The 19,157-nt window shown below is 55.6% G+C and carries 16 protein-coding genes; 8 read left to right on the top strand and 8 right to left on the bottom strand.

All coding sequences use genetic code 11. The features are described from left to right. Positions 1 to 574: 574 nt before the first annotated feature. From rsmG to asnC, 4 genes are all read right to left on the bottom strand, one after another. On the bottom strand, positions 575 to 1,198 hold the full coding sequence (gene rsmG, locus WFM46_RS08380; protein ID WP_103177604.1) for a 16S rRNA (guanine(527)-N(7))-methyltransferase RsmG: 624 nt from the start codon (positions 1,196 to 1,198) through the stop codon (positions 575 to 577). A 105-nt stretch (positions 1,199 to 1,303) separates the two neighbouring features. After that, on the bottom strand, positions 1,304 to 3,193 hold the full coding sequence (gene mnmG / locus WFM46_RS08375; RefSeq protein ID WP_103177603.1) for a tRNA uridine-5-carboxymethylaminomethyl(34) synthesis enzyme MnmG: 1,890 nt from the start codon (positions 3,191 to 3,193) through the stop codon (positions 1,304 to 1,306). A 373-nt stretch (positions 3,194 to 3,566) separates the two neighbouring features. Next, on the bottom strand, positions 3,567 to 4,016 hold the full coding sequence (gene mioC / locus WFM46_RS08370; RefSeq protein ID WP_103177602.1) for an FMN-binding protein MioC: 450 nt from the start codon (positions 4,014 to 4,016) through the stop codon (positions 3,567 to 3,569). A 90-nt stretch (positions 4,017 to 4,106) separates the two neighbouring features. After that, on the bottom strand, positions 4,107 to 4,565 hold the full coding sequence (gene asnC / locus WFM46_RS08365) for a transcriptional regulator AsnC (RefSeq protein WP_032615488.1): 459 nt from the start codon (positions 4,563 to 4,565) through the stop codon (positions 4,107 to 4,109). 150 nt (positions 4,566 to 4,715) lie between these two features. Between asnC and asnA the strand changes: the two genes are divergently transcribed. Beyond that, positions 4,716 to 5,708: an aspartate--ammonia ligase gene (gene asnA, locus WFM46_RS08360; protein ID WP_103177601.1), complete on the top strand. Its 993-nt coding sequence runs from the start codon at positions 4,716 to 4,718 to the stop codon at positions 5,706 to 5,708. On the opposite strand, the gene viaA is transcribed toward asnA, so the two are convergent. Together viaA and ravA are read right to left on the bottom strand one after the other, a co-directional pair. After that, the gene (gene viaA, locus WFM46_RS08355; RefSeq protein ID WP_103824227.1) at positions 5,709 to 7,160 is read right to left on the bottom strand and encodes an ATPase RavA stimulator ViaA; all 1,452 of its coding nucleotides are present in this window, start codon (positions 7,158 to 7,160) and stop codon (positions 5,709 to 5,711) included. It abuts the gene before it with no gap. Continuing rightward, complete coding sequence (gene ravA, locus WFM46_RS08350) at positions 7,154 to 8,650, bottom strand: ATPase RavA (protein ID WP_336997434.1); 1,497 nt, start codon at positions 8,648 to 8,650, stop codon at positions 7,154 to 7,156. Before ravA ends, viaA begins: the two co-directional genes overlap by 7 nt. A 223-nt stretch (positions 8,651 to 8,873) precedes the next feature. Here ravA and kup point away from each other — a divergent pair, with 223 nt between their 5' ends. The 7 genes from kup to rbsR all read left to right on the top strand — a co-directional run bounded on the left by kup (position 8,874) and on the right by rbsR (position 16,792). Next, positions 8,874 to 10,742 carry a low affinity potassium transporter Kup gene (kup, locus tag WFM46_RS08345; RefSeq protein WP_103177598.1) on the top strand — a complete coding sequence of 623 codons (1,869 nt, stop codon included), beginning with the start codon at positions 8,874 to 8,876 and terminating at the stop codon, positions 10,740 to 10,742. 196 nt (positions 10,743 to 10,938) lie between these two features. Then, on the top strand, positions 10,939 to 11,358 hold the full coding sequence (gene rbsD / locus WFM46_RS08340; protein WP_336997433.1) for a D-ribose pyranase: 420 nt from the start codon (positions 10,939 to 10,941) through the stop codon (positions 11,356 to 11,358). A 7-nt stretch (positions 11,359 to 11,365) separates the two neighbouring features. Then, positions 11,366 to 12,871 (top strand): ribose ABC transporter ATP-binding protein RbsA, encoded by a 1,506-nt coding sequence (rbsA, locus tag WFM46_RS08335; RefSeq protein WP_336997441.1) that lies wholly within the window; start codon positions 11,366 to 11,368, stop codon positions 12,869 to 12,871. Positions 12,872 to 12,875: 4 nt separating this feature from the next. Beyond that, on the top strand, positions 12,876 to 13,841 hold the full coding sequence (gene rbsC, locus WFM46_RS08330; RefSeq protein WP_103177595.1) for a ribose ABC transporter permease: 966 nt from the start codon (positions 12,876 to 12,878) through the stop codon (positions 13,839 to 13,841). A 27-nt stretch (positions 13,842 to 13,868) separates the two neighbouring features. Further along, a complete protein-coding gene (gene rbsB / locus WFM46_RS08325; protein WP_032615470.1) occupies positions 13,869 to 14,759 on the top strand; it encodes a ribose ABC transporter substrate-binding protein RbsB in 891 nt (296 codons plus the stop codon). A 107-nt stretch (positions 14,760 to 14,866) separates the two neighbouring features. Further along, positions 14,867 to 15,796, top strand: coding sequence for a ribokinase (gene rbsK / locus WFM46_RS08320; protein ID WP_180210266.1), 930 nt, complete (start codon positions 14,867 to 14,869; stop codon positions 15,794 to 15,796). 3 nt (positions 15,797 to 15,799) lie between these two features. Continuing rightward, the gene (gene rbsR, locus WFM46_RS08315) at positions 15,800 to 16,792 is read left to right on the top strand and encodes a ribose operon transcriptional repressor RbsR (RefSeq protein WP_103177593.1); all 993 of its coding nucleotides are present in this window, start codon (positions 15,800 to 15,802) and stop codon (positions 16,790 to 16,792) included. Here rbsR and mdtD read toward each other — a convergent pair. Both mdtD and WFM46_RS08305 read right to left on the bottom strand, forming a co-directional pair. Next, positions 16,758 to 18,185 carry a multidrug transporter subunit MdtD gene (mdtD, locus tag WFM46_RS08310; RefSeq protein ID WP_336997432.1) on the bottom strand — a complete coding sequence of 476 codons (1,428 nt, stop codon included), beginning with the start codon at positions 18,183 to 18,185 and terminating at the stop codon, positions 16,758 to 16,760. The genes rbsR and mdtD overlap by 35 nt on opposite strands. A 20-nt stretch (positions 18,186 to 18,205) precedes the next feature. After that, the gene (locus WFM46_RS08305; protein ID WP_103791332.1) at positions 18,206 to 18,898 is read right to left on the bottom strand and encodes a FadR/GntR family transcriptional regulator; all 693 of its coding nucleotides are present in this window, start codon (positions 18,896 to 18,898) and stop codon (positions 18,206 to 18,208) included. Positions 18,899 to 19,157: the final 259 nt, after the last annotated feature.

The raw sequence follows: 19,157 nt of genomic DNA, 5'->3' as shown, positions 1-19,157 counted from the left end.
GTATAAAACGTTCTTTAAGGCTCAGAGTCAAGCAGCAAAAAGCGGACAAATTATACGGTGCGTCCCCGTGATTTCAAACAATAAGTAGCGAAAAGGTGAATAAATGTTTAAATATTTTTCCCCGGCGCTATTTCTTAACTTTTCGTCAAACTATGAATGGCGCGTCAAAACTGCAAACAACGCGGAAACGTTGACGATAAAGCGTGCACGAGATCACAAAATACACATTTACGATAAGGTCGAATAAATTAAAGCGGTAAAACGTTATATTTCATCTTTATGATATTAAAGATTAATTTCAGCAACTATTCTCAAAACAGCCCTGTATACAACAAAAACCTTTTATTGACATTTTTAATAAATATTTAACATTACAATCTGATTACTCTTCCCTACTTTTAGCAAGCTGATATTTTCGGTGTTTATTATCTTGTGGGTTAACTACATGTCCAGGTTAACCCAAAGAAAATCCCCAGTAAAAAAGTGGTTAAATTAACCTTGTCTATTTCTTAGCCTGTCGCGTAATTTTTAACATCCTAAGAACAGCACAAATTCCACATTTTTTATTATATTTTTAAAAATATTTTGGCTTAACGATCACCAGATGACGCTCGCCTTCCAGCTGGGGAACATGCAATTTAATCGCCTCTTCCACCTCAAAACCTTCAGGCATCTGCGCGATTTCGTCTTCCGGCAGCACCCCTTTCAGGGCATAGAAGCGGCCATTTTCCGCAGGCAGATGCTTACACCAGTCGATCATGTCATTGAGCGAGGCAAAGGCCCGGCTGATCACACCATCAAATGGCGGCTCGGCGGGGAACGCCTCTACCCTACTCTGCACCGGATAAATGTTTTCCAGCTTCAGTTCATGCTGAACCTGACGCAGGAAGCGTACGCGCTTGCCCAGGCTGTCCAGCAGCGTGAAATGGCTCTCGGGACGAACGATAGAGAGTGGAATACCTGGCAGACCCGGCCCCGTTCCCACGTCGATAAAACGCTCTCCTTTGAGATGCGGCGCCACCACGATGCTGTCGAGGATGTGACGAATCAGCATCTCGTTCGGATCGCGAACCGAGGTGAGATTATAGGCCTTGTTCCATTTGTTCAGCATGTCGACATACCCCACCAGCTGATTTTTCTGGTGATCGGTGAGCGAAATACCGGCTTGTTCCAGCAGACGAGTGAGTTTGTTGAGCACGGCGAATACCTGTTGAGATAGGTGTTGGCGGGTGGCGCTACGCGAGCCCGCCCTACGGAATTCTGTAGGCCCGGTAAGCGCAGCGCCACCGGGCAGTTCTTACAATTAAGCGCTGCGGCGCAGCATACCCTGTTTTTTCAGCCACACCAGCAGAATGGAGATGGCTGCAGGCGTGACGCCTGAAATACGCGATGCCTGGCCGATAGACGACGGTTTATGGTCATTCAGCTTGGCGATCACCTCGTTGGAGAGGCCGTTAACCAGACGGTAATCCAGCGTGGCGGGCAGGATCGTACTCTCGTTACGCTGCTGTTTCTCGATCTCATCCTGCTGACGGGCGATATAGCCTTCGTATTTCACCTGGATTTCGACCTGTTCAGCAGCCTGGACATCCTCCAGACCCGGCGCAAACGGCGTCATCTGGATTAGCTGGTCGTAGGTCATCTCCGGACGGCGGAGCAGATCTTCCCCGCTGGCTTCACGGGAGAGCGGCGCAGACAGGTGAGCATTCACTTCGTCTACAGACTCGGCTGTTGGGTTGACCCAGGTCGATTTGAGGCGCTGACGTTCACGCTCGATGTTCTCCAGCTTCTCGTTGAAGCGCGCCCAGCGTGCATCATCCACCAGCCCCAGCTCACGACCGATTTCGGTCAGGCGCAGGTCGGCGTTGTCTTCACGCAGCATCAGACGGTATTCCGCGCGGGAGGTAAACATGCGGTACGGCTCTTTGGTGCCGAGGGTGCAGAGGTCGTCCACCAGTACGCCCAGATAAGCCTGAGAACGACCCGGCGCCCAGCCCTCTTTTTCGGCCGAGAAGCGTGCGGCGTTCAGACCAGCCAGCAGCCCCTGAGCGGCAGCCTCTTCGTAACCGGTTGTGCCGTTGATCTGGCCCGCGAAGAAGAGCCCCTGGATAAATTTGCTCTCCAGGGTTGGCTTCAGGTCACGTGGATCGAAGAAGTCATACTCAATGGCATAGCCCGGACGGACGATCTTCGCATTCTCCATCCCCTGCATGGAACGGACGATCTGCATCTGCACGTCGAAAGGCAGGCTGGTGGAGATACCGTTCGGGTAGATCTCGTTGGAGGTCAGCCCTTCAGGCTCCAGAAAGATCTGGTGCTGGTTACGATCGGCGAAGCGCATCACCTTGTCTTCGATCGACGGGCAGTAGCGCGGGCCGATCCCTTCGATCACACCGGCATACATCGGGCTGCGATCGAGGTTACTGCGGATCACGTCATGGGTTTTCTCGTTAGTGTGCGTGACATAGCACGGCACCTGGCGCGGATGTTGATCCACGCTACCCATGAACGAGAAGACCGGCATCGGGTTATCGCCGTGCTGTTGGGCCAGCACGCTGAAATCAATGGTGCGGGCGTCGATACGCGGTGGCGTACCGGTTTTCAGGCGGCTGACGCGCAGCGGCAGCTCGCGCAGACGGCGTGAAAGGGGAATGGACGGCGGATCGCCAGCACGGCCACCGCTGTAGTTATCCAGTCCGATATGAATTTTGCCGTCAAGGAAGGTCCCGACGGTCAGCACGACGGCTTTGGCACGGAACTTCAGACCCATCTGGGTCACGGCGCCAACGACACGATCGTTTTCCACAATCAGATCCTCAACCGCCTGCTGGAAGATCATCAGGTTCGGCTGATTCTCCAGCGCGGTACGCACGGCCTGGCGGTAGAGCACGCGGTCCGCCTGAGCACGGGTCGCTCGAACGGCGGGACCTTTGCTCGCGTTTAGTATCCTAAACTGGATACCCGCATGATCGATCGCGGTTGCCATCAGGCCGCCAAGTGCATCCACTTCTTTTACCAGGTGTCCTTTCCCAATGCCGCCAATCGCCGGATTACAGGACATCTGTCCTAGCGTGTCGATATTGTGTGTCAAAAGCAGGGTCTGCTGACCCATTCGCGCCGCGGCCATTGCGGCCTCGGTGCCTGCATGACCCCCGCCAATGATAATGACGTCAAAAGGATCCTGATAAAACATGGTGGTCTGCCTCGCGTAAAGCGGTAAGAAAATGGATTGAAGCCCGGGCCGTGGATTCTACTCAACTTTAGTCGTTCGAGAAAGCACTGGGATCCTGGCTATTAAAAAGAAGATCTTTTTATTTAGAGATCTGTTTTATTGTGATCTCTTATTAGGATCGCGGGTTTCTGTGGATAAGCCGGATCTCCCAAAGAAGATCATGTGCTTAGAGAGGATCGTTTGCTGTGAATGATCGGTGATCCTGCGACGTATAAGCTGGGATCAGATCGTGATGTTATACACAGCACAAAAAGTCATCACGGGTTGTTCTTTGGATAACTACCGGTTGATCCAAGCTTTTAACCAGAGTTATCCACATCTGATCGCACGATCTTTAATCTGTTTTGAGTAAATTTTTCCATTCCGCCAGCCAAAGTTCGGCTGGATCTTCCGGAATATCATGATCGAGGATGTTGATCTTCAGCGTTTCACCGATCTGTTGTGCCCCGCAGGACTTCAGTTCGGTCTCGACCTTCTCAACGGCGCCGCAGAAAGTATCGTACTCCCGGCTGCCAATACCAATGGCACCAAACCGGACGTTCGTCAGGTCGGGCTGCTGCTCTTTTAACTCTTCATATAAAGGAAGAAGGTTATCCGGAAGATCCCCCGCACCGTGGGTGGAGGTGATCAACAGCCAGATCCCGTCGAGCTGGAGATCCTCTAATAACGGTCCATGCAGCGTTTCAGTAGAAAAGCCCGCGTCTTCCAGCTTTTCGGCCAGGTGTTCCGCGACATATTCAGCGCCGCCAAGGGTGCTGCCGCTAATAAGAGTAATGTCCGCCATTGATCGCTCGCTCAGATAAACAGGAGGACATTGTACGCTGTGAACGAGCTGGGATCTACCTGTGGAAAATGTGGTAATTATTTTGCCCGGTTACGGGCGGATGGTACGCATGATCGGGTTCTGCAGGGAGATCAACGTCTCGGTGGACTGAATTTCATCGATTGTTTGGATCTTGTTGATAAGTACCTGTTGCAAAGCGTCGATCGATCGGCACATCACCTTAATAAAGATGCTGTAGTGGCCGGTGGTGTAGTAGGCCTCGGTCACTTCATCCAGCGCATTCAGTTTTGCCAGCGCTGAAGGGTAGTCTTTAGCGCTCTTAAGGATGATGCCGATAAAACAGCAGACGTCATACCCCAGCTGTTTCGGACTGACGTCAATATGGGCGCCGGTAATGATCCCCGCCTGTTTCATCTTCTCTACGCGCACGTGAATGGTCCCCGGGCTGACGCCAAACTGTTTTGCCAGTTCTGCGTAGGCAGTACGTGCGTTAGCCATCAGCGCCTCGAGAATGCCGCGGTCCAGATTGTCGATCTGATAATTTTCCATAGCTTTTTCTTATGAAGATTAATGAATCACTCTATTTTAGCGGGTAATTTTATCGATTTAAAAGTGAGTCGGGAGTTTTATTGTTGGATTATTGAAAGAGGCTCTTTTTTGTTGCTTAATCAATGCCAACAGGACGCAGGAGTATAAATAATGAAAACCGCTTACATCGCACAACAACGCCAGATCAGTTTCGTTAAATCCCACTTTTCCCGCCAGCTGGAAGAGAAGCTGGGCCTGGTTGAAGTCCAGGCACCTATCTTAAGCCGCGTGGGCGACGGGACGCAGGACAACCTGTCTGGTTGCGAAAAAGCGGTTCAGGTGAAAGTGAAAACACTGCCAGACGCCCAGTTCGAAGTGGTCCATTCCCTTGCGAAGTGGAAGCGTCAAACCTTGGGACAACACGACTTCAGCGCGGGCGAAGGGCTTTACACGCACATGAAAGCCCTTCGCCCCGATGAAGACCGTCTTACCGCGATTCACTCTGTTTACGTTGACCAGTGGGACTGGGAACGCGTTATGGGTGATGGCGAACGTCATACCGGTACGCTGAAAGCGACGGTAGAAGCCATTTATGCCGGGATCAAAGCCACCGAGGCTGCGGTCAGCAAAGAGTTTGGCCTGACCCCGTTCCTGCCGGAGACGATCCACTTTGTCCACAGCCAGGAGCTGCTGAGCCGCTTCCCGGATCTGGATGCCAAAGGGCGTGAGCGTGCGATCGCCAAAGAGTTAGGGGCCGTATTCCTGATCGGGATCGGCGGCAAACTGTCTCATGGTCAGCGTCACGATGTACGTGCGCCGGATTATGATGACTGGAGCAGCGAAGGCGAGAGCGGCCTGGCGGGCCTGAACGGCGATATTCTGGTCTGGAACCCGGTGCTGGAAGATGCGTTTGAACTCTCTTCCATGGGGATCCGCGTGGATGCCGAGGCGCTGAAGCGCCAGCTGGCTATTACCGGTGATGAAGATCGCCTTAAGCTGGAGTGGCACCAGGCGCTGCTGCGTGGCGAGATGCCGCAGACCATCGGCGGCGGTATCGGCCAGTCTCGTCTGACCATGTTACTGCTGCAACTCTCCCATATCGGCCAGGTTCAGTGTGGCGTATGGCCGCAGCAGGTTCGTGACAGCGTCGACGCCCTGCTGTAATTAGCGTTTCCAGCGCCGCAGCAGGCGGCTACGCAACCCGGTATCAAAGCGCCAGATATGATCGAAGATGCGCATGATGCCGGGTTTTCCATGTGTGGACATCGCCACGGCATGAAAACGATGCTGGTGGACCTGCTGCAGTACCTTCACCTTACTCACCACCTCTTCCGGCAGCCGCTGGGCAATAAAGTCTGAAATCACCACCGCGTCGGCGTCATACCACTCGCCGCCCTGCATCCGCTCAATAATGGCGCGAAAACAGCTGGCGAGATCGGTACCGCCGCGAAAGCGCTGGCTTAAGAAACGGATCGCCTGCTCCAGACCGTGCTGGCCCGAGAGTTCGTAGCCCACCACCTCGCTGGAAAACAGCATGATAAAGCAACGTCGTCTGTCGGCGAGCGCCACGCGCATCAGAGCCAGACAGAAGGCTTTGGCGCACTGCTCGTTGAATCCTCCCATCGAACCGGACGTATCCACGCAGACGATAAACGGCCCGCGGGGTTGTTCGTCGAAATCCTGATGCACCGCCGGGCGCTGGCTCACCTTCTCCCGCCAGGCATCGCCTTGCAGACGGTAAGTGAGGAGCTGCTTCTCCACCAGCCGACGGTAAAATTCGTACTCAAGTTCTGTGATGCCGAGGGTCGCCAGCTCTGGCGGCAGCAGGCGCAGAATGTCATCGCTCTGCTGCAGTCCGTCCACCTGCTCCGGCACCGTCGCCGGTTCGCGCACCAGGGTGCGGAAGGTTTCCAGCGGGGCATCCTTTTTTGGCACCGACTTCGCCTCCCGCGAACGGCCCAGCTGTTCCGCCAGTTGCATCAGCTCCGGCTGCTGTGCCAGAAAATCGCCGTAGCGAACGATAAGCTGATGATCCCCCCGCTTGAGCTGACCGGCGCTCATATCCCAGAGGCGACCGGCGGAATTTTCATTCTCCACCAGTACCGGCTCCAGCGCCCCGGCCAGGGTCATCCGCTCCTGTACTTCGCTGAGCAGCTGTTCGCGCTCCTCTTCCAGTAACTGCTGATTCAGGGAGGTGGCCTGCACCACCAGGCTCAGCCGCCAGCGCTGTAAAAAGAGGGTATGCAGGGCGGGGGTAAAGGTGGCGTTATCCACTACCAGCTGCCGCGCCTGGCCGGCAAAGGGAGAGTGAACCTTGTCCAGCAGGGTTAAAATCTGCGGCAGCTGGACGATAAGCTGGGGGGTGGAGAGCAACTGGCTCTGCTGATAGCACATCACCTCTTCGGTGAGTTCCGGCGGGACGCGGGTATCTTTCAGCCTTTTGCGGAGATTTTCCCGCCAGCGCGGAAGATCGTCGGTGATGGCGGTTTTAAGGCGCGGGAATTTTTCGAAAAAGATTGCCAGCTGCGGCGAGGCCAGCAGGGTGAGGATGATCTCTTCGATCATGCCCTCCTCGCCGACGGCAAGCATGACGTTGAGGGTATCCAGCGTCAGCATTGACGCGCCTGTTTGATCTGCGCGCTCACATCCTGCAGGCTGGCTTCAATCCGCCCCAGCCAGTCGCTGTGGATGAACAGACATTTTTGCTGCTCGCTGAAGCGCGTGTGCTGGAGGTGCCACTGATTATCCAGCGCTTCCAGCTGCTGTTTGATCTCTTCCGGCACGCTTTCCGACGCGGTTCCGGGCAGCGCAAGACGCGATCCCTGCAAACTGACGTCGCGGATCACCAGATGCAGGCTGCCGTCCACTTCCATATTGAGCGGCTGGGCGAAACCAATGCCGTTCAGTTTGCCGCGGATCTCGCCGCCTTTGGTCAGCCACTGCGCCAGCGTTTCCCGCTCGAGGGTGATGTGAATTACCTGCATATCGTGGAGCTTGAGCGGCTGCTGGAGGAGCAGCGTCAGGGTGGTATCACTCAGTTCTACCGGTAATTCGTAGTGTGGGCGACGGGCGAACATGCCGCTCTGACGGATAACGCGCAGGGCGGTTTTGTCGCTCTGCTGCTGCTGAAGCTGAAGGCGGCGCTGGGTAATGGCCCCGAGCTGGTTCAACATCTCCTGCTGTCCCCACGCGTGTCCGGTCATCAATATTTCCAGCTGCTGCTGCATCAGATTCATGCCGCTGGCGTCGTGCCAGAGGCAATCTTTCAGCAGGATCAGATCGATTGGCGCCACCGTATCGCGACCGCTGAACAGCGCGCTGGCCTGCAGCAGGCGGATGGCTTTCTTCCAGCGGCGATCGGAGACGTAAGGCGCCCCCGGTAGGGCATCAAGCTGCTGGCGCAGCATAAAGACCAAGTCGAACACCGCATCAGGCAGGGTGATTTTGCCAATGTCCTGCTGCCACTGCTGATACTCCTCGTCCGTCACCTGCAATGCGGCAGGCACCGGGTTATCGTTTTCATCCTGCTGGCTGGTCAGCAGCGAGCGGAAGTTCGCTTTGTCCTGCACCTTATCGAGCCACAGGCGGATCAGCATACGGTCATACAGGGCTTCGAGGCTGCTGTCGGCTTCGGGCAGTTCGTTGGATGCTGCCACCAGCAGGCGCATCGGGATTTTCTCCTCATGCGCGCCGTTGCGGAACCGGCGTTCGTTAATGGCGGTAAGCAGGGTATTCAGGATCGCCGGGCCGGCTTTCCAGATCTCATCGAGAAAGACAATTTCCGCTTCCGGCAGATAGCCGGTGGTTAACCGTTCGTACCGCCCTTCATCTTTTAACGCCTGAATGGAGAGCGGACCGAAGACCTCTTCCGGCGTGGAAAAGCGGGTCATCAGGTACTCAAACGCCCTGGCATGCTGAAAAGCGAACTTCAGCCTGCGGGCAATCAGGCTTTTTGCGATGCCGGGCGGCCCCAGCAGAAATACGCTTTCGCCGCTCAACGCCGCCAGTAAACAGAGGCGAATGGCGTGGCTACGTTCATAGAGCCCTTTCTCCAGTGCACCGCTGAGACGGGAAATTCTTTCTGCTAATAAATGAGTGTGAGCCATAATTGTTTTTGCATCCTTTCGCCGTACCCCCGGCTAATTGAAGCGAGTATAGACGTTTCGTTCCGGGCTGGTAATAGACTGAACCACGGTGCTATTTTCTTTGCGCTACGTTAATGAGGTGGCATTTAGGGGTACGATTCTAAGATTAATCGTGCATACTGTGCGCTTTTTGTGGGCCAAGGGACTAAGCACACATTTGTTATTTAAACGAAAAGACTAGTCTATGAGCACTGATAATAAGCAATCATTACCCGCAATTACGCTCGCGGCGATCGGCGTTGTCTACGGTGATATCGGCACCAGCCCGCTTTATACGCTGCGCGAATGTTTGTCCGGTCAGTTTGGATTTGGCGTTGAACGCGACGCTGTGTTTGGTTTTCTATCCCTGATCTTCTGGCTGCTGATCCTGGTGGTTTCCGTTAAATATCTCTCCTTCGTGATGCGTGCGGATAACGCCGGTGAAGGTGGGATCCTGACCCTGATGTCGCTTGCCGGACGCAATACGTCCGCCAGAATGACCTCGTTCCTGGTCATCATTGGCCTGGTGGGTGGCAGCTTCTTCTATGGTGAAGTGGTGATCACCCCTGCTATCTCGGTGCTGTCGGCGATAGAGGGGCTTGAGATTATCGCGCCGCATCTTGATGAGTGGGTTGTCCCGCTGGCCATACTTGTTCTGACCCTGCTGTTTGTTATTCAGAAACACGGTACCGGGCTGGTGGGCAAACTCTTCGCGCCGATTATGCTCTCCTGGTTCCTGATCCTGGCGGCGCTGGGGTTACGCAGTATCATTGCTAACCCGGAAGTGCTGCATGCCCTGAATCCGATGTGGGCAGTGCATTTCTTCCTCGAATACAAAACCGTGTCATTTATCGCGCTGGGCGCGGTGGTGCTCTCTATTACCGGTGTTGAAGCGCTCTATGCCGATATGGGCCACTTCGGTAAGTTGCCTATTCGCGTGGCCTGGTTTTTAGTGGTGCTGCCGTCGCTGGTGCTGAACTACTTCGGCCAGGGGGCGCTGCTGCTCAAACATCCGGAAGCGATTAAAAACCCGTTCTTCCTGCTGGCACCTGACTGGGCGCTGGTGCCGATGCTGATCCTGGCGACGCTGGCGACGGTGATTGCTTCTCAGGCGGTGATTTCCGGCGTCTTCTCCCTGACCCGCCAGGCGGTGCGTCTGGGCTATCTGTCGCCAATGCGTATCATCCATACCTCCGAGATGGAGTCGGGCCAGATCTACATTCCTTTCGTTAACTGGCTGCTTTATGTCGCGGTGGTAATTGTTATCGTCAGCTTCGAGCACTCCAGTAACCTGGCGGCGGCCTACGGTATTGCCGTTACCGGTACGATGGTGCTGACCTCGATCCTCTCTACCACGGTGGCGTACCGGAACTGGCACTGGAATAAATTCCTTGTGGGGATGATTCTGGTCGGCTTCCTCTGTATTGACGTGCCGCTGTTCTCCGCGAACCTCGACAAGATTGTCTCCGGCGGCTGGCTGCCGCTGACGCTGGGTCTGGTGATGTTCATTGTGATGACCACCTGGAAGAGCGAGCGTTTCCGCCTGCTGCGCCGGATGCATGAACACGGTAATTCTCTGGAGGCGATGATTGCCTCGCTGGAGAAATCTCCGCCGGTGCGCGTACCCGGCACTGCGGTCTATATGTCGCGCGCGCTGAACGTGATCCCGTTTGCCCTGATGCACAACCTCAAGCACAACAAAGTGCTGCACGAGCGGGTGATCCTGTTGACCCTGCGTACCGAGGATGCGCCCTATGTGCATAACGTCCGCCGGGTGCAGATAGAGCAGCTGTCGCCCACCTTCTGGCGGGTGGTGGCCAGCTACGGCTGGCGTGAAACCCCGAACGTGGAAGAGGTGTTCCACCGCTGCGGTCTGGAGGGTTTAAGCTGCCGGATGATGGAGACCTCGTTCTTTATGTCCCACGAGTCGCTGATCATCGGCAAACGCCCGTGGTATCTGCGCCTGCGTGGGAAGCTCTATCTTATTCTCCAGCGTAACGCCCTGCGCGCGCCTGACCAGTTCGAGATCCCGCCTAACCGCGTGATTGAGCTGGGGACGCAAGTCGAGATTTAATCCCTCCTGAAAATGCCGGGTGGCGCTTCGCTTACCCGGCCTACAAAACCCCTGCCTGACCGCCATATTTATCTCCCCATTTCACTTAGCGAAACGTTTCGACAACGATCACAAATCTGTTACGTCATGGTGGTTTTCTGCGCATCGGTAAGATAAAACTGATGTCAGCGAAACGTTTCGCTAGTGGAGCAAGAAAATGAAGAAAGGCACTGTACTCAACTCTGAAGTCTCATCTGTCATCTCCCGTCTCGGGCATACCGATACGCTGGTAGTTTGTGATGCGGGTTTACCCATTCCCCACAGCACAACGCGTATTGATCTGGCATTAACGCAGGGCGTGCCCACGTTTATGCAGGTGCTGGATGTGGTGACAACCGAGATGCAGGTTGAGGAAGCCATTCTCGCAACGGAAATCAAACAACATAATCCGCAGCTCCACGAAACGTTGCTTGGCCATATCAAGCAACTGCAACAACACCAGGGAAACACCATAAAAATAAGTTACATAACGCACGAGCAGCTCAAGAAAAATACCGCTGACAGCCAGGCGGTGATTCGCAGCGGGGAGTGTTCCCCGTATGCGAATATCATTCTCTGTGCTGGCGTCACCTTTTGAGGCCATCATGGACGCACTCCTGCAACTGAAAGGGATCGATAAATCGTTCCCGGGCGTCAAAGCCCTCTCCGGGGCCGCGCTGAATGTTTACGCCGGGCGCGTGATGGCGCTGGTGGGCGAAAACGGCGCTGGCAAATCCACCATGATGAAAGTGCTGACCGGGATCTATCAACGCGATGCCGGTTCGCTGCTGTGGCTGGGAAAAGAGACCACCTTCAACGGCCCGAAATCCTCTCAGGAAGCCGGGATCGGCATCATCCACCAGGAGCTCAACCTCATCCCGCAGCTCTCCATCGCGGAGAACATCTTCCTGGGGCGTGAGTTTGTTAACCGCTTTGGCAAAATCGACTGGAAACAGATGTATGCCGAAGCCGACAAACTGCTGGCGAAGCTGAATCTGCGCTTTAAGAGCGATCGTCTGGTGGGCGAACTCTCTATCGGCGATCAGCAGATGGTCGAAATCGCCAAGGTCCTGAGCTTCGAATCCCGGGTTATCGTGATGGATGAACCCACCGACGCCCTCACCGATACCGAAACCGACTCCCTGTTCCGCGTGATCCGCGAGCTGAAAGCGCAGGGGCGCGGCATTGTCTATATCTCCCACCGCATGAAAGAGATCTTCGAGATTTGCGATGACGTCACCGTCTTCCGCGACGGGCAGTTTATTGCCGAGCGTGAAGTGGTGACCCTCACCGAAGATACGCTGATTGAGATGATGGTGGGACGTAAGCTGGAAGACCAGTATCCGCGCATCGATAAGGCCCCGGGCGAAATCCGCCTGAAGGTCGATAATCTGTGCGGCCCTGGGGTGCATGATGTCAGCTTTACCCTGCGTCAGGGGGAGATCCTCGGCGTGGCCGGGCTGATGGGCGCCGGGCGTACCGAGCTGATGAAGGTGCTGTATGGCGCCAACCCGCGCACCAGCGGCTATGTCACCCTTGATGGTCATGAAGTTGTCACCCGTTCTCCGCAGGATGGCCTGGCGAACGGTATCGTCTATATCTCCGAAGACCGTAAGCGCGATGGCCTGGTACTGGGCATGTCGGTGAAAGAGAACATGTCCTTAACCGCGCTAGGCTACTTCAGCCGCAGCGGCGGTGGTCTGAAGCATAAAGACGAGCAGCAGGCAGTCAGCGATTTTATCCGCCTCTTTAATGTTAAAACCCCGTCGATGGAACAGGCTATCGGGCTGCTCTCCGGCGGGAATCAGCAGAAAGTGGCGATTGCCCGCGGTCTGATGACCCGTCCGAAGGTGCTGATTCTTGATGAACCGACGCGCGGCGTGGACGTTGGCGCCAAAAAAGAGATTTACCAGCTCATTAACCAGTTTAAGGCTGACGGGCTAAGCATCATTCTGGTCTCTTCCGAGATGCCAGAGGTATTAGGCATGAGCGATCGCATTATCGTCATGCATGAAGGGCATCTCGGCGGTGAATTCAGTCGCGACCAGGCCACCCAGGAAATTCTGATGGCTGCCGCTGTGGGCAAGCTTAATCGCGTGGATCAGGAGTAAGAAGATGACTACCCAGGCTGTTTCTGGACGCCGTTATTTCACGAAGGCATGGTTGATGGAACAAAAATCGCTGATTGCCCTGCTGGTGCTGATCGCGATTGTCTCTACCATGAGCCCGAACTTTTTTACCGTTAATAACCTGTTCAACATTCTCCAGCAGACGTCCGTGAACGCCATTATGGCGGTGGGCATGACGCTGGTGATTCTGACCTCGGGTATCGATCTGTCCGTCGGTTCCCTGCTGGCGCTCACCGGCGCGGTTGCTGCTTCAATTGTAGGGATTGAAGTCAACGCGCTGGTGGCCGTTGCAGCGGCGCTGGCGCTGGGTGCGGCTATTGGGGCTGTTACCGGTGTTATTGTGGCGAAAGGTCGTGTTCAGGCGTTTATTGCTACCCTGGTGATGATGCTGTTGCTGCGCGGTGTGACCATGGTTTACACCAACGGCAGCCCGGTTAACACCGGCTTTACCGACAACGCCGATCTGTTTGGCTGGTTCGGTATTGGCCGCCCGCTGGGTATCCCGACGCCGGTCTGGATCATGGGGTTAGTCTTCCTCGCGGCGTGGTACATGTTGCATCACACCCGCCTGGGCCGCTATATCTATGCCCTGGGGGGGAACGAAGCGGCGACGCGTCTGTCCGGTATCAGCGTCAATAAAGTCAAAGTTATCGTCTACTCCCTGAGCGGCCTGCTGGCTTCGCTGGCGGGGATTATCGAAGTGGCGCGTCTCTCGTCTGCGCAACCGACCGCCGGTACGGGCTATGAGCTGGATGCCATCGCCGCGGTCGTGCTGGGCGGCACCAGCCTGGCCGGGGGGAAAGGCCGCATCGTCGGTACGCTGATCGGTGCGCTGATCCTCGGCTTCCTGAATAATGGATTGAATTTGTTAGGTGTTTCTTCCTATTACCAGATGATCGTCAAAGCGGTAGTGATTTTGCTGGCGGTACTGGTAGACAACAAAAAACAGTAACTGACGACACTACAGGACATCTTTGATATGAACATGAAAAAACTGGCTACCCTGGTTTCTGCTGTCGCGCTGAGCGCAACCGTGAGTGCAAACGCCATGGCGAAAGATACCATCGCGCTGGTGGTTTCTACCCTGAACAACCCGTTCTTCGTCTCCCTGAAGGATGGCGCGCAGAAAGAGGCCGACAAACTGGGCTACAACCTGGTGATCCTCGACTCCCAGAACAACCCGGCAAAAGAGCTGGCTAACGTGCAGGACTTAACCGTTCGCGGCACCAAAATTCTGCTGATCAACCCGACCGATTCCGATGCGGTAGGTAACGCCGTGAAGATGGCAAACCAGGCTAACATCCCGGTGATCACCCTGGACCGTCAGGCATCTAAAGGCGAAGTGGTCAGCCACATTGCCTCTGATAACGTGCTGGGCGGCAAAATCGCCGGTGACTACATCGCCAAAAAAGCAGGCGAGGGCGCCAAGGTTATCGAACTGCAGGGTATCGCCGGGACTTCCGCAGCGCGTGAGCGTGGCGAAGGCTTCCAGCAGGCGGTTGCTGCCCACAAATTCAACGTACTGGCCAGCCAGCCGGCAGACTTCGACCGTACTAAGGGCCTGAACGTCATGCAGAACCTGCTGACCGCGCACCCGGACGTTAAAGCGGTATTCGCACAGAACGATGAAATGGCGCTGGGCGCGCTGCGTGCGCTGCAGACTGCGGGTAAATCTGATGTGATGGTGGTTGGATTTGACGGCACGCCTGATGGTGAAAAAGCGGTAAACGATGGCAAACTGGCTGCGACCATCGCTCAGCTGCCAGAGCAGATCGGCGCCACTGGCGTGCAGACTGCTGACAAAGTGCTGAAGGGCGAGAAAGTTCAGGCCAAATACCCTGTTGACCTGAAACTGGTCATCAAGCAGTAATATGCGATTCAGGCAGTCGCAGGCTGCCTGAGGGACAACATATAAAGAAAAGAGTGGCATACGCCACCGGGGCATCCCGGTGGCACTCTCTGATGGACACTTCAACTATGAAAACCGCAGGTAAGCTCGTCGTCCTTGGCAGTATTAATGCCGATCACATTCTTAACCTTGACGCTTTCCCGACACCGGGCGAAACCGTAACGGGTCATCGCTACCAGGTCGCCTTTGGCGGCAAGGGCGCGAACCAGGCGGTCGCTGCCGGACGTAGCGGGGCGAACATCGCCTTTATCGCCTGTACCGGCGATGACGATACCGGGGAGCGCGTTCGCCAGCAGCTGGAAAGCGACAACATCGATATTGCGCCAGTGAGCGTGGTGGACGGTGAATCAACCGGCGTGGCGCTGATTTTTGTCAACGGAGAAGGTGAGAATGTCATCGGTATTCATGCGGGGGCAAACGCGGCGCTGATACCTGAGCGAGTGGCGGCGCAACATGCGCTTATCGCCAGTGCCGACGCCCTGCTGATGCAGCTGGAATCCCCGGTAGAAAGCGTGCTGGCGGCAGCGAAAATTGCTCATGAAAATCATACCACTGTCGTACTAAATCCCGCGCCAGCCCGTGTATTATCAGACGAGCTTCTGGCGCTGGTGGACATTATTACCCCGAATGAAACCGAGGCCGAAAAGCTGACGGGCATTCGCGTTGAAAACGATGAGGATGCGGCGCGCGCGGCGAAAGCCCTGCACGACAAAGGCATCCACACGGTCATCATTACTCTTGGCAGCCGCGGCGTATGGGCCAGCGTTGAGGGAGAAGGGCGTCGCATTCCTGGCTTTAAGGTGAAAGCTGTCGATACCATCGCTGCGGGCGACACCTTTAATGGTGCGCTGGTGACGGCGCTGCTGGAAGGCGAACACCTGGATGACGCAATCCGCTTTGCCCATGCGGCGGCGGCCATTGCGGTGACCCGTCCAGGTGCACAGCCTTCTGTACCATGGCGTAATGAGATCGATGAATTTTTAAGTCAGCAGAGGTAACGCTTGGCCACAATGAAAGATGTCGCCCGTATGGCGGGCGTCTCTACTTCGACGGTCTCCCACGTCATCAATAACGATCGCTTCGTCAGCGACGCTATTCGGGAGAAGGTCGAGGCTGCCGTTAAATCCCTCAATTATGCGCCTTCCGCCCTGGCGCGCAGTCTGAAACTCAACCAGACGCGCACCATTGGCATGCTCATTACGGCCAGTACCAACCCCTTTTATTCTGAACTGGTGCGCGGCGTTGAGCGCAGCTGTTTTGAGCGTGGCTACAGCCTGGTGTTATGCAATACCGAAGGCGACGAACAGCGCATGAACCGCAATCTGGAGACGCTGATGCAAAAGCGCGTCGACGGGTTGCTATTGCTGTGCACCGAAACGCACCAACCCTCCCCGGAGATTATGCAGCGCTACCCCTCCGTTCCCACGGTGATGATGGACTGGGCGCCGTTCGACGGTACCAGCGATCTCATCCAGGATAACTCGTTGCTGGGCGGGGACATGGCGACGCAGCATCTGATTGATAAAGGCCACACCCGCATCGCCTGTATTACCGGTCCGCTGGATAAAACCCCCGCCCGCCTGCGGCTGGAAGGGTTCCTGGTGGCGATGGCGCGTGCCGGTTTGCCGGTGCCTGAGGGCTATCAAATCACCGGTGACTTTGAATTTAGCGGCGGGTTTGAGGCGATGCAGGCTCTACTGGCCCAGAAGGAGCGCCCGCAGGCGGTCTTTATTGGTAATGATGCGATGGCGGTAGGGGCTTACAAGGCGCTTTATCAGGCGGGACTGCGTATCCCGGACGATATCGCCGTGGTGGGGTATGACGATATCGAACTGGCGCAGTATATGACGCCGCCGCTCACCACCATCCATCAGCCAAAAGATGAACTGGGCGAGCTGGCGGTTGATGTCCTGATCCACCGTATCGCCCAGCCCGCTCTGCAACAACAGCGGCTGCAGCTTACTCCTGTTCTGATGGAACGGGGGTCTGTTTAGGTTTGTGCCGATCTTTAATAAGATTACGACCATCCTTCGGTTTTAGCAGCATAAAGACCAGCGCCGAGATCACCGTCAGCACGCCCATGGTGATAAAGGTGAAGTGAAACTGTTCGACAGTATTTGTGCTGTCGAATCCTTCATAAAAACGCAGTACTGCCGCACTTACCGCCACCCCCAGACTGATCGACAGCTGTTGCGTCACCGCCAGCACGCTGTTACCGCCGCTGGCATTCTCGTCGTTGAGATCGGCAAGGGTAATGGTGTTCATCGACGTGAACTGGATGGACATCGCCATCCCCAGCACAAACAGCGGCAGGATCAACAGCCATACCGGCAACGCCGCCGACTGCAGTGAGAACTGTGCAATCATCACACCGATAAATATCGTCACGCCAACCAGCGTCCTGCGGTAGCCCAGCCGGCGCAGCAATTGCGTCACGCCGGATTTGGCGAGGATCGAGCCCACCGCCGTAGGCGCCATCATGCAGCCCGCAATCAGTGCCGGGTAACCAAACCCGACCTGTAGCATCAGCGGCATAAGGAAAGGAACACAACCGGTACCCAACCGTGAGGCAATGTTGCCGGCAATACCCACCGAGAAAGTTCGAGTATTAAACAGCGACAGCGAAATAAGCGGCGTCGGATGACGGCGCGCGTGACGGATATAAAGAAGGAAGAGAACGATGCCGCCGAAAATGATGGAGATAGCCAGCCAGGTCGCCACCACTTTCTCACCGAACAGCTCCATACCGCTTGAAAACAGCACCAGGCTCAGGCCAAACAGGAAAAACCCGCCCATATCAAATTTACGCCGTGGGGTGGTGAAGTTCGGCATAAATTTGCGGGCATAGAAAAGCCCGGCGATCCCAATCGGAATATTAATGAGGAATATCCAGTGCCAGCTGGCCCAGGTGACCAGCACGCCACCCAGTACCGGTCCGAGGATCGGCCCGACCAGGCCCGGCATAGTGACAAAGTTAAGCACCGGCAACAGTTCGCTGCGTGGATAGGCCCGTAACAGGGCCAGGCGCGCAACCGGCATCATCATCGCGCCGCCTATCCCCTGGATTACCCGGAAGACAACCAGCTCTCCCAGAGAACTGGAGAGTGCGCAGGCCAGCGAGCCCAGCGTAAACAACGTTACCGCCAGCATAAAGATACGGCGGGTGCCGAAGCGATCGGCCAGCCAGCCGCTCACCGGGATCAGCATCGCAACGGTCAGGGTATAACTGATGATGGCTGACTGCATGGCCAGCGGAGAACGGTTCAGGCTTTGGGCTATTGCGGGAAGGGCAGTATTAAGGATGGTCGCATCCAGGGCCTGCATAAAGAAGGCCATTGCCGCTATCCACGGCAGGCCCGCCATACTGCGTGCTTTTTTTACTGTCATTCGAGTTCCTGTTGTTATGGCTACCGTGCTGGTGGGGCAAGCAGCGCCTGGCTGGCTGCCATGGCGCGTGGCCCGTCACTGTCCTGAATGGCATCGACAATGGCCTGATGTAAATCCAGCTTAACCACTTCATCCTGGGTAATAGAGGTAAAGTAGGTGTGATAGACAGAGTGAAAGAGCGAGGCAAAAGAGGTCAGGAACGGATTACCGCTCATCTCATAGATATGCTCGTGCCAGGCCATATCCACATCTATCCAGCGTTCCCGGTTAAAGTTTTTCTTCAGATGAACCATCTCATCCATCAGGGTGTTTAGCCGGGCCTTTTGCTCTGCCGTTCCGATCGTTGCGGCCAGCAAGCAGGCCTGCGGCTCCAGGCTACTGCGCATAACAAGGAAGTGATCAATAACCTGCTGGAAGTTATCTTCCGTCATCCACCAGGAGAGCAGCTCCTGATCGAGGAAGTTCCAGTTGCCCTGAGGCATCACGCGCGTACCGATGCGCGGACGGGGCAGCACCATCCCTTTCGCGGTTAACGTTTTCACAGCTTCACGAACGGCCGTTCGGCTCACGCCAAACTGTTCCCCCAGTTCCAGTTCGCCCGGCAGGATGCTGCCAGGCATGTAAACACCTGCCAGGATCCGCTGTGCCAGTTTTTCAGCCAGCACATAGGAAAGGTTTTTTTGTGCCGCCAGCTGTTGCGCGCTTAAAGGCATAAAGCATATTCCTTAAATCTTGATGCCAGTAAGTATGCCACCTGCAGGCGGGTTGTGGTGACGAAAACAGCAATTAGCACCGTTTCTGGCTAAAAAATGAGGCTTTTGGCGAAAAAAAACACGGTTGGTAGTTTTTTTTAATTTTACGCTTGTCAGCGCCGGAGAACTCCCTATAATGCGCCTCCACTGACACGGAACAACGGCACGCAAGCCGCCGGGTCAGCGGGGTTCAGCGATGAATACCCGGCAGAGAAAAGCG

Source organism: Leclercia sp. M50 (assembly GCF_037150775.1).
In the GTDB taxonomy this organism is placed as follows: Bacteria; Pseudomonadota; Gammaproteobacteria; order Enterobacterales; family Enterobacteriaceae; genus Enterobacter.
This window is presented reverse-complemented; position numbering and strand designations above follow the sequence as displayed.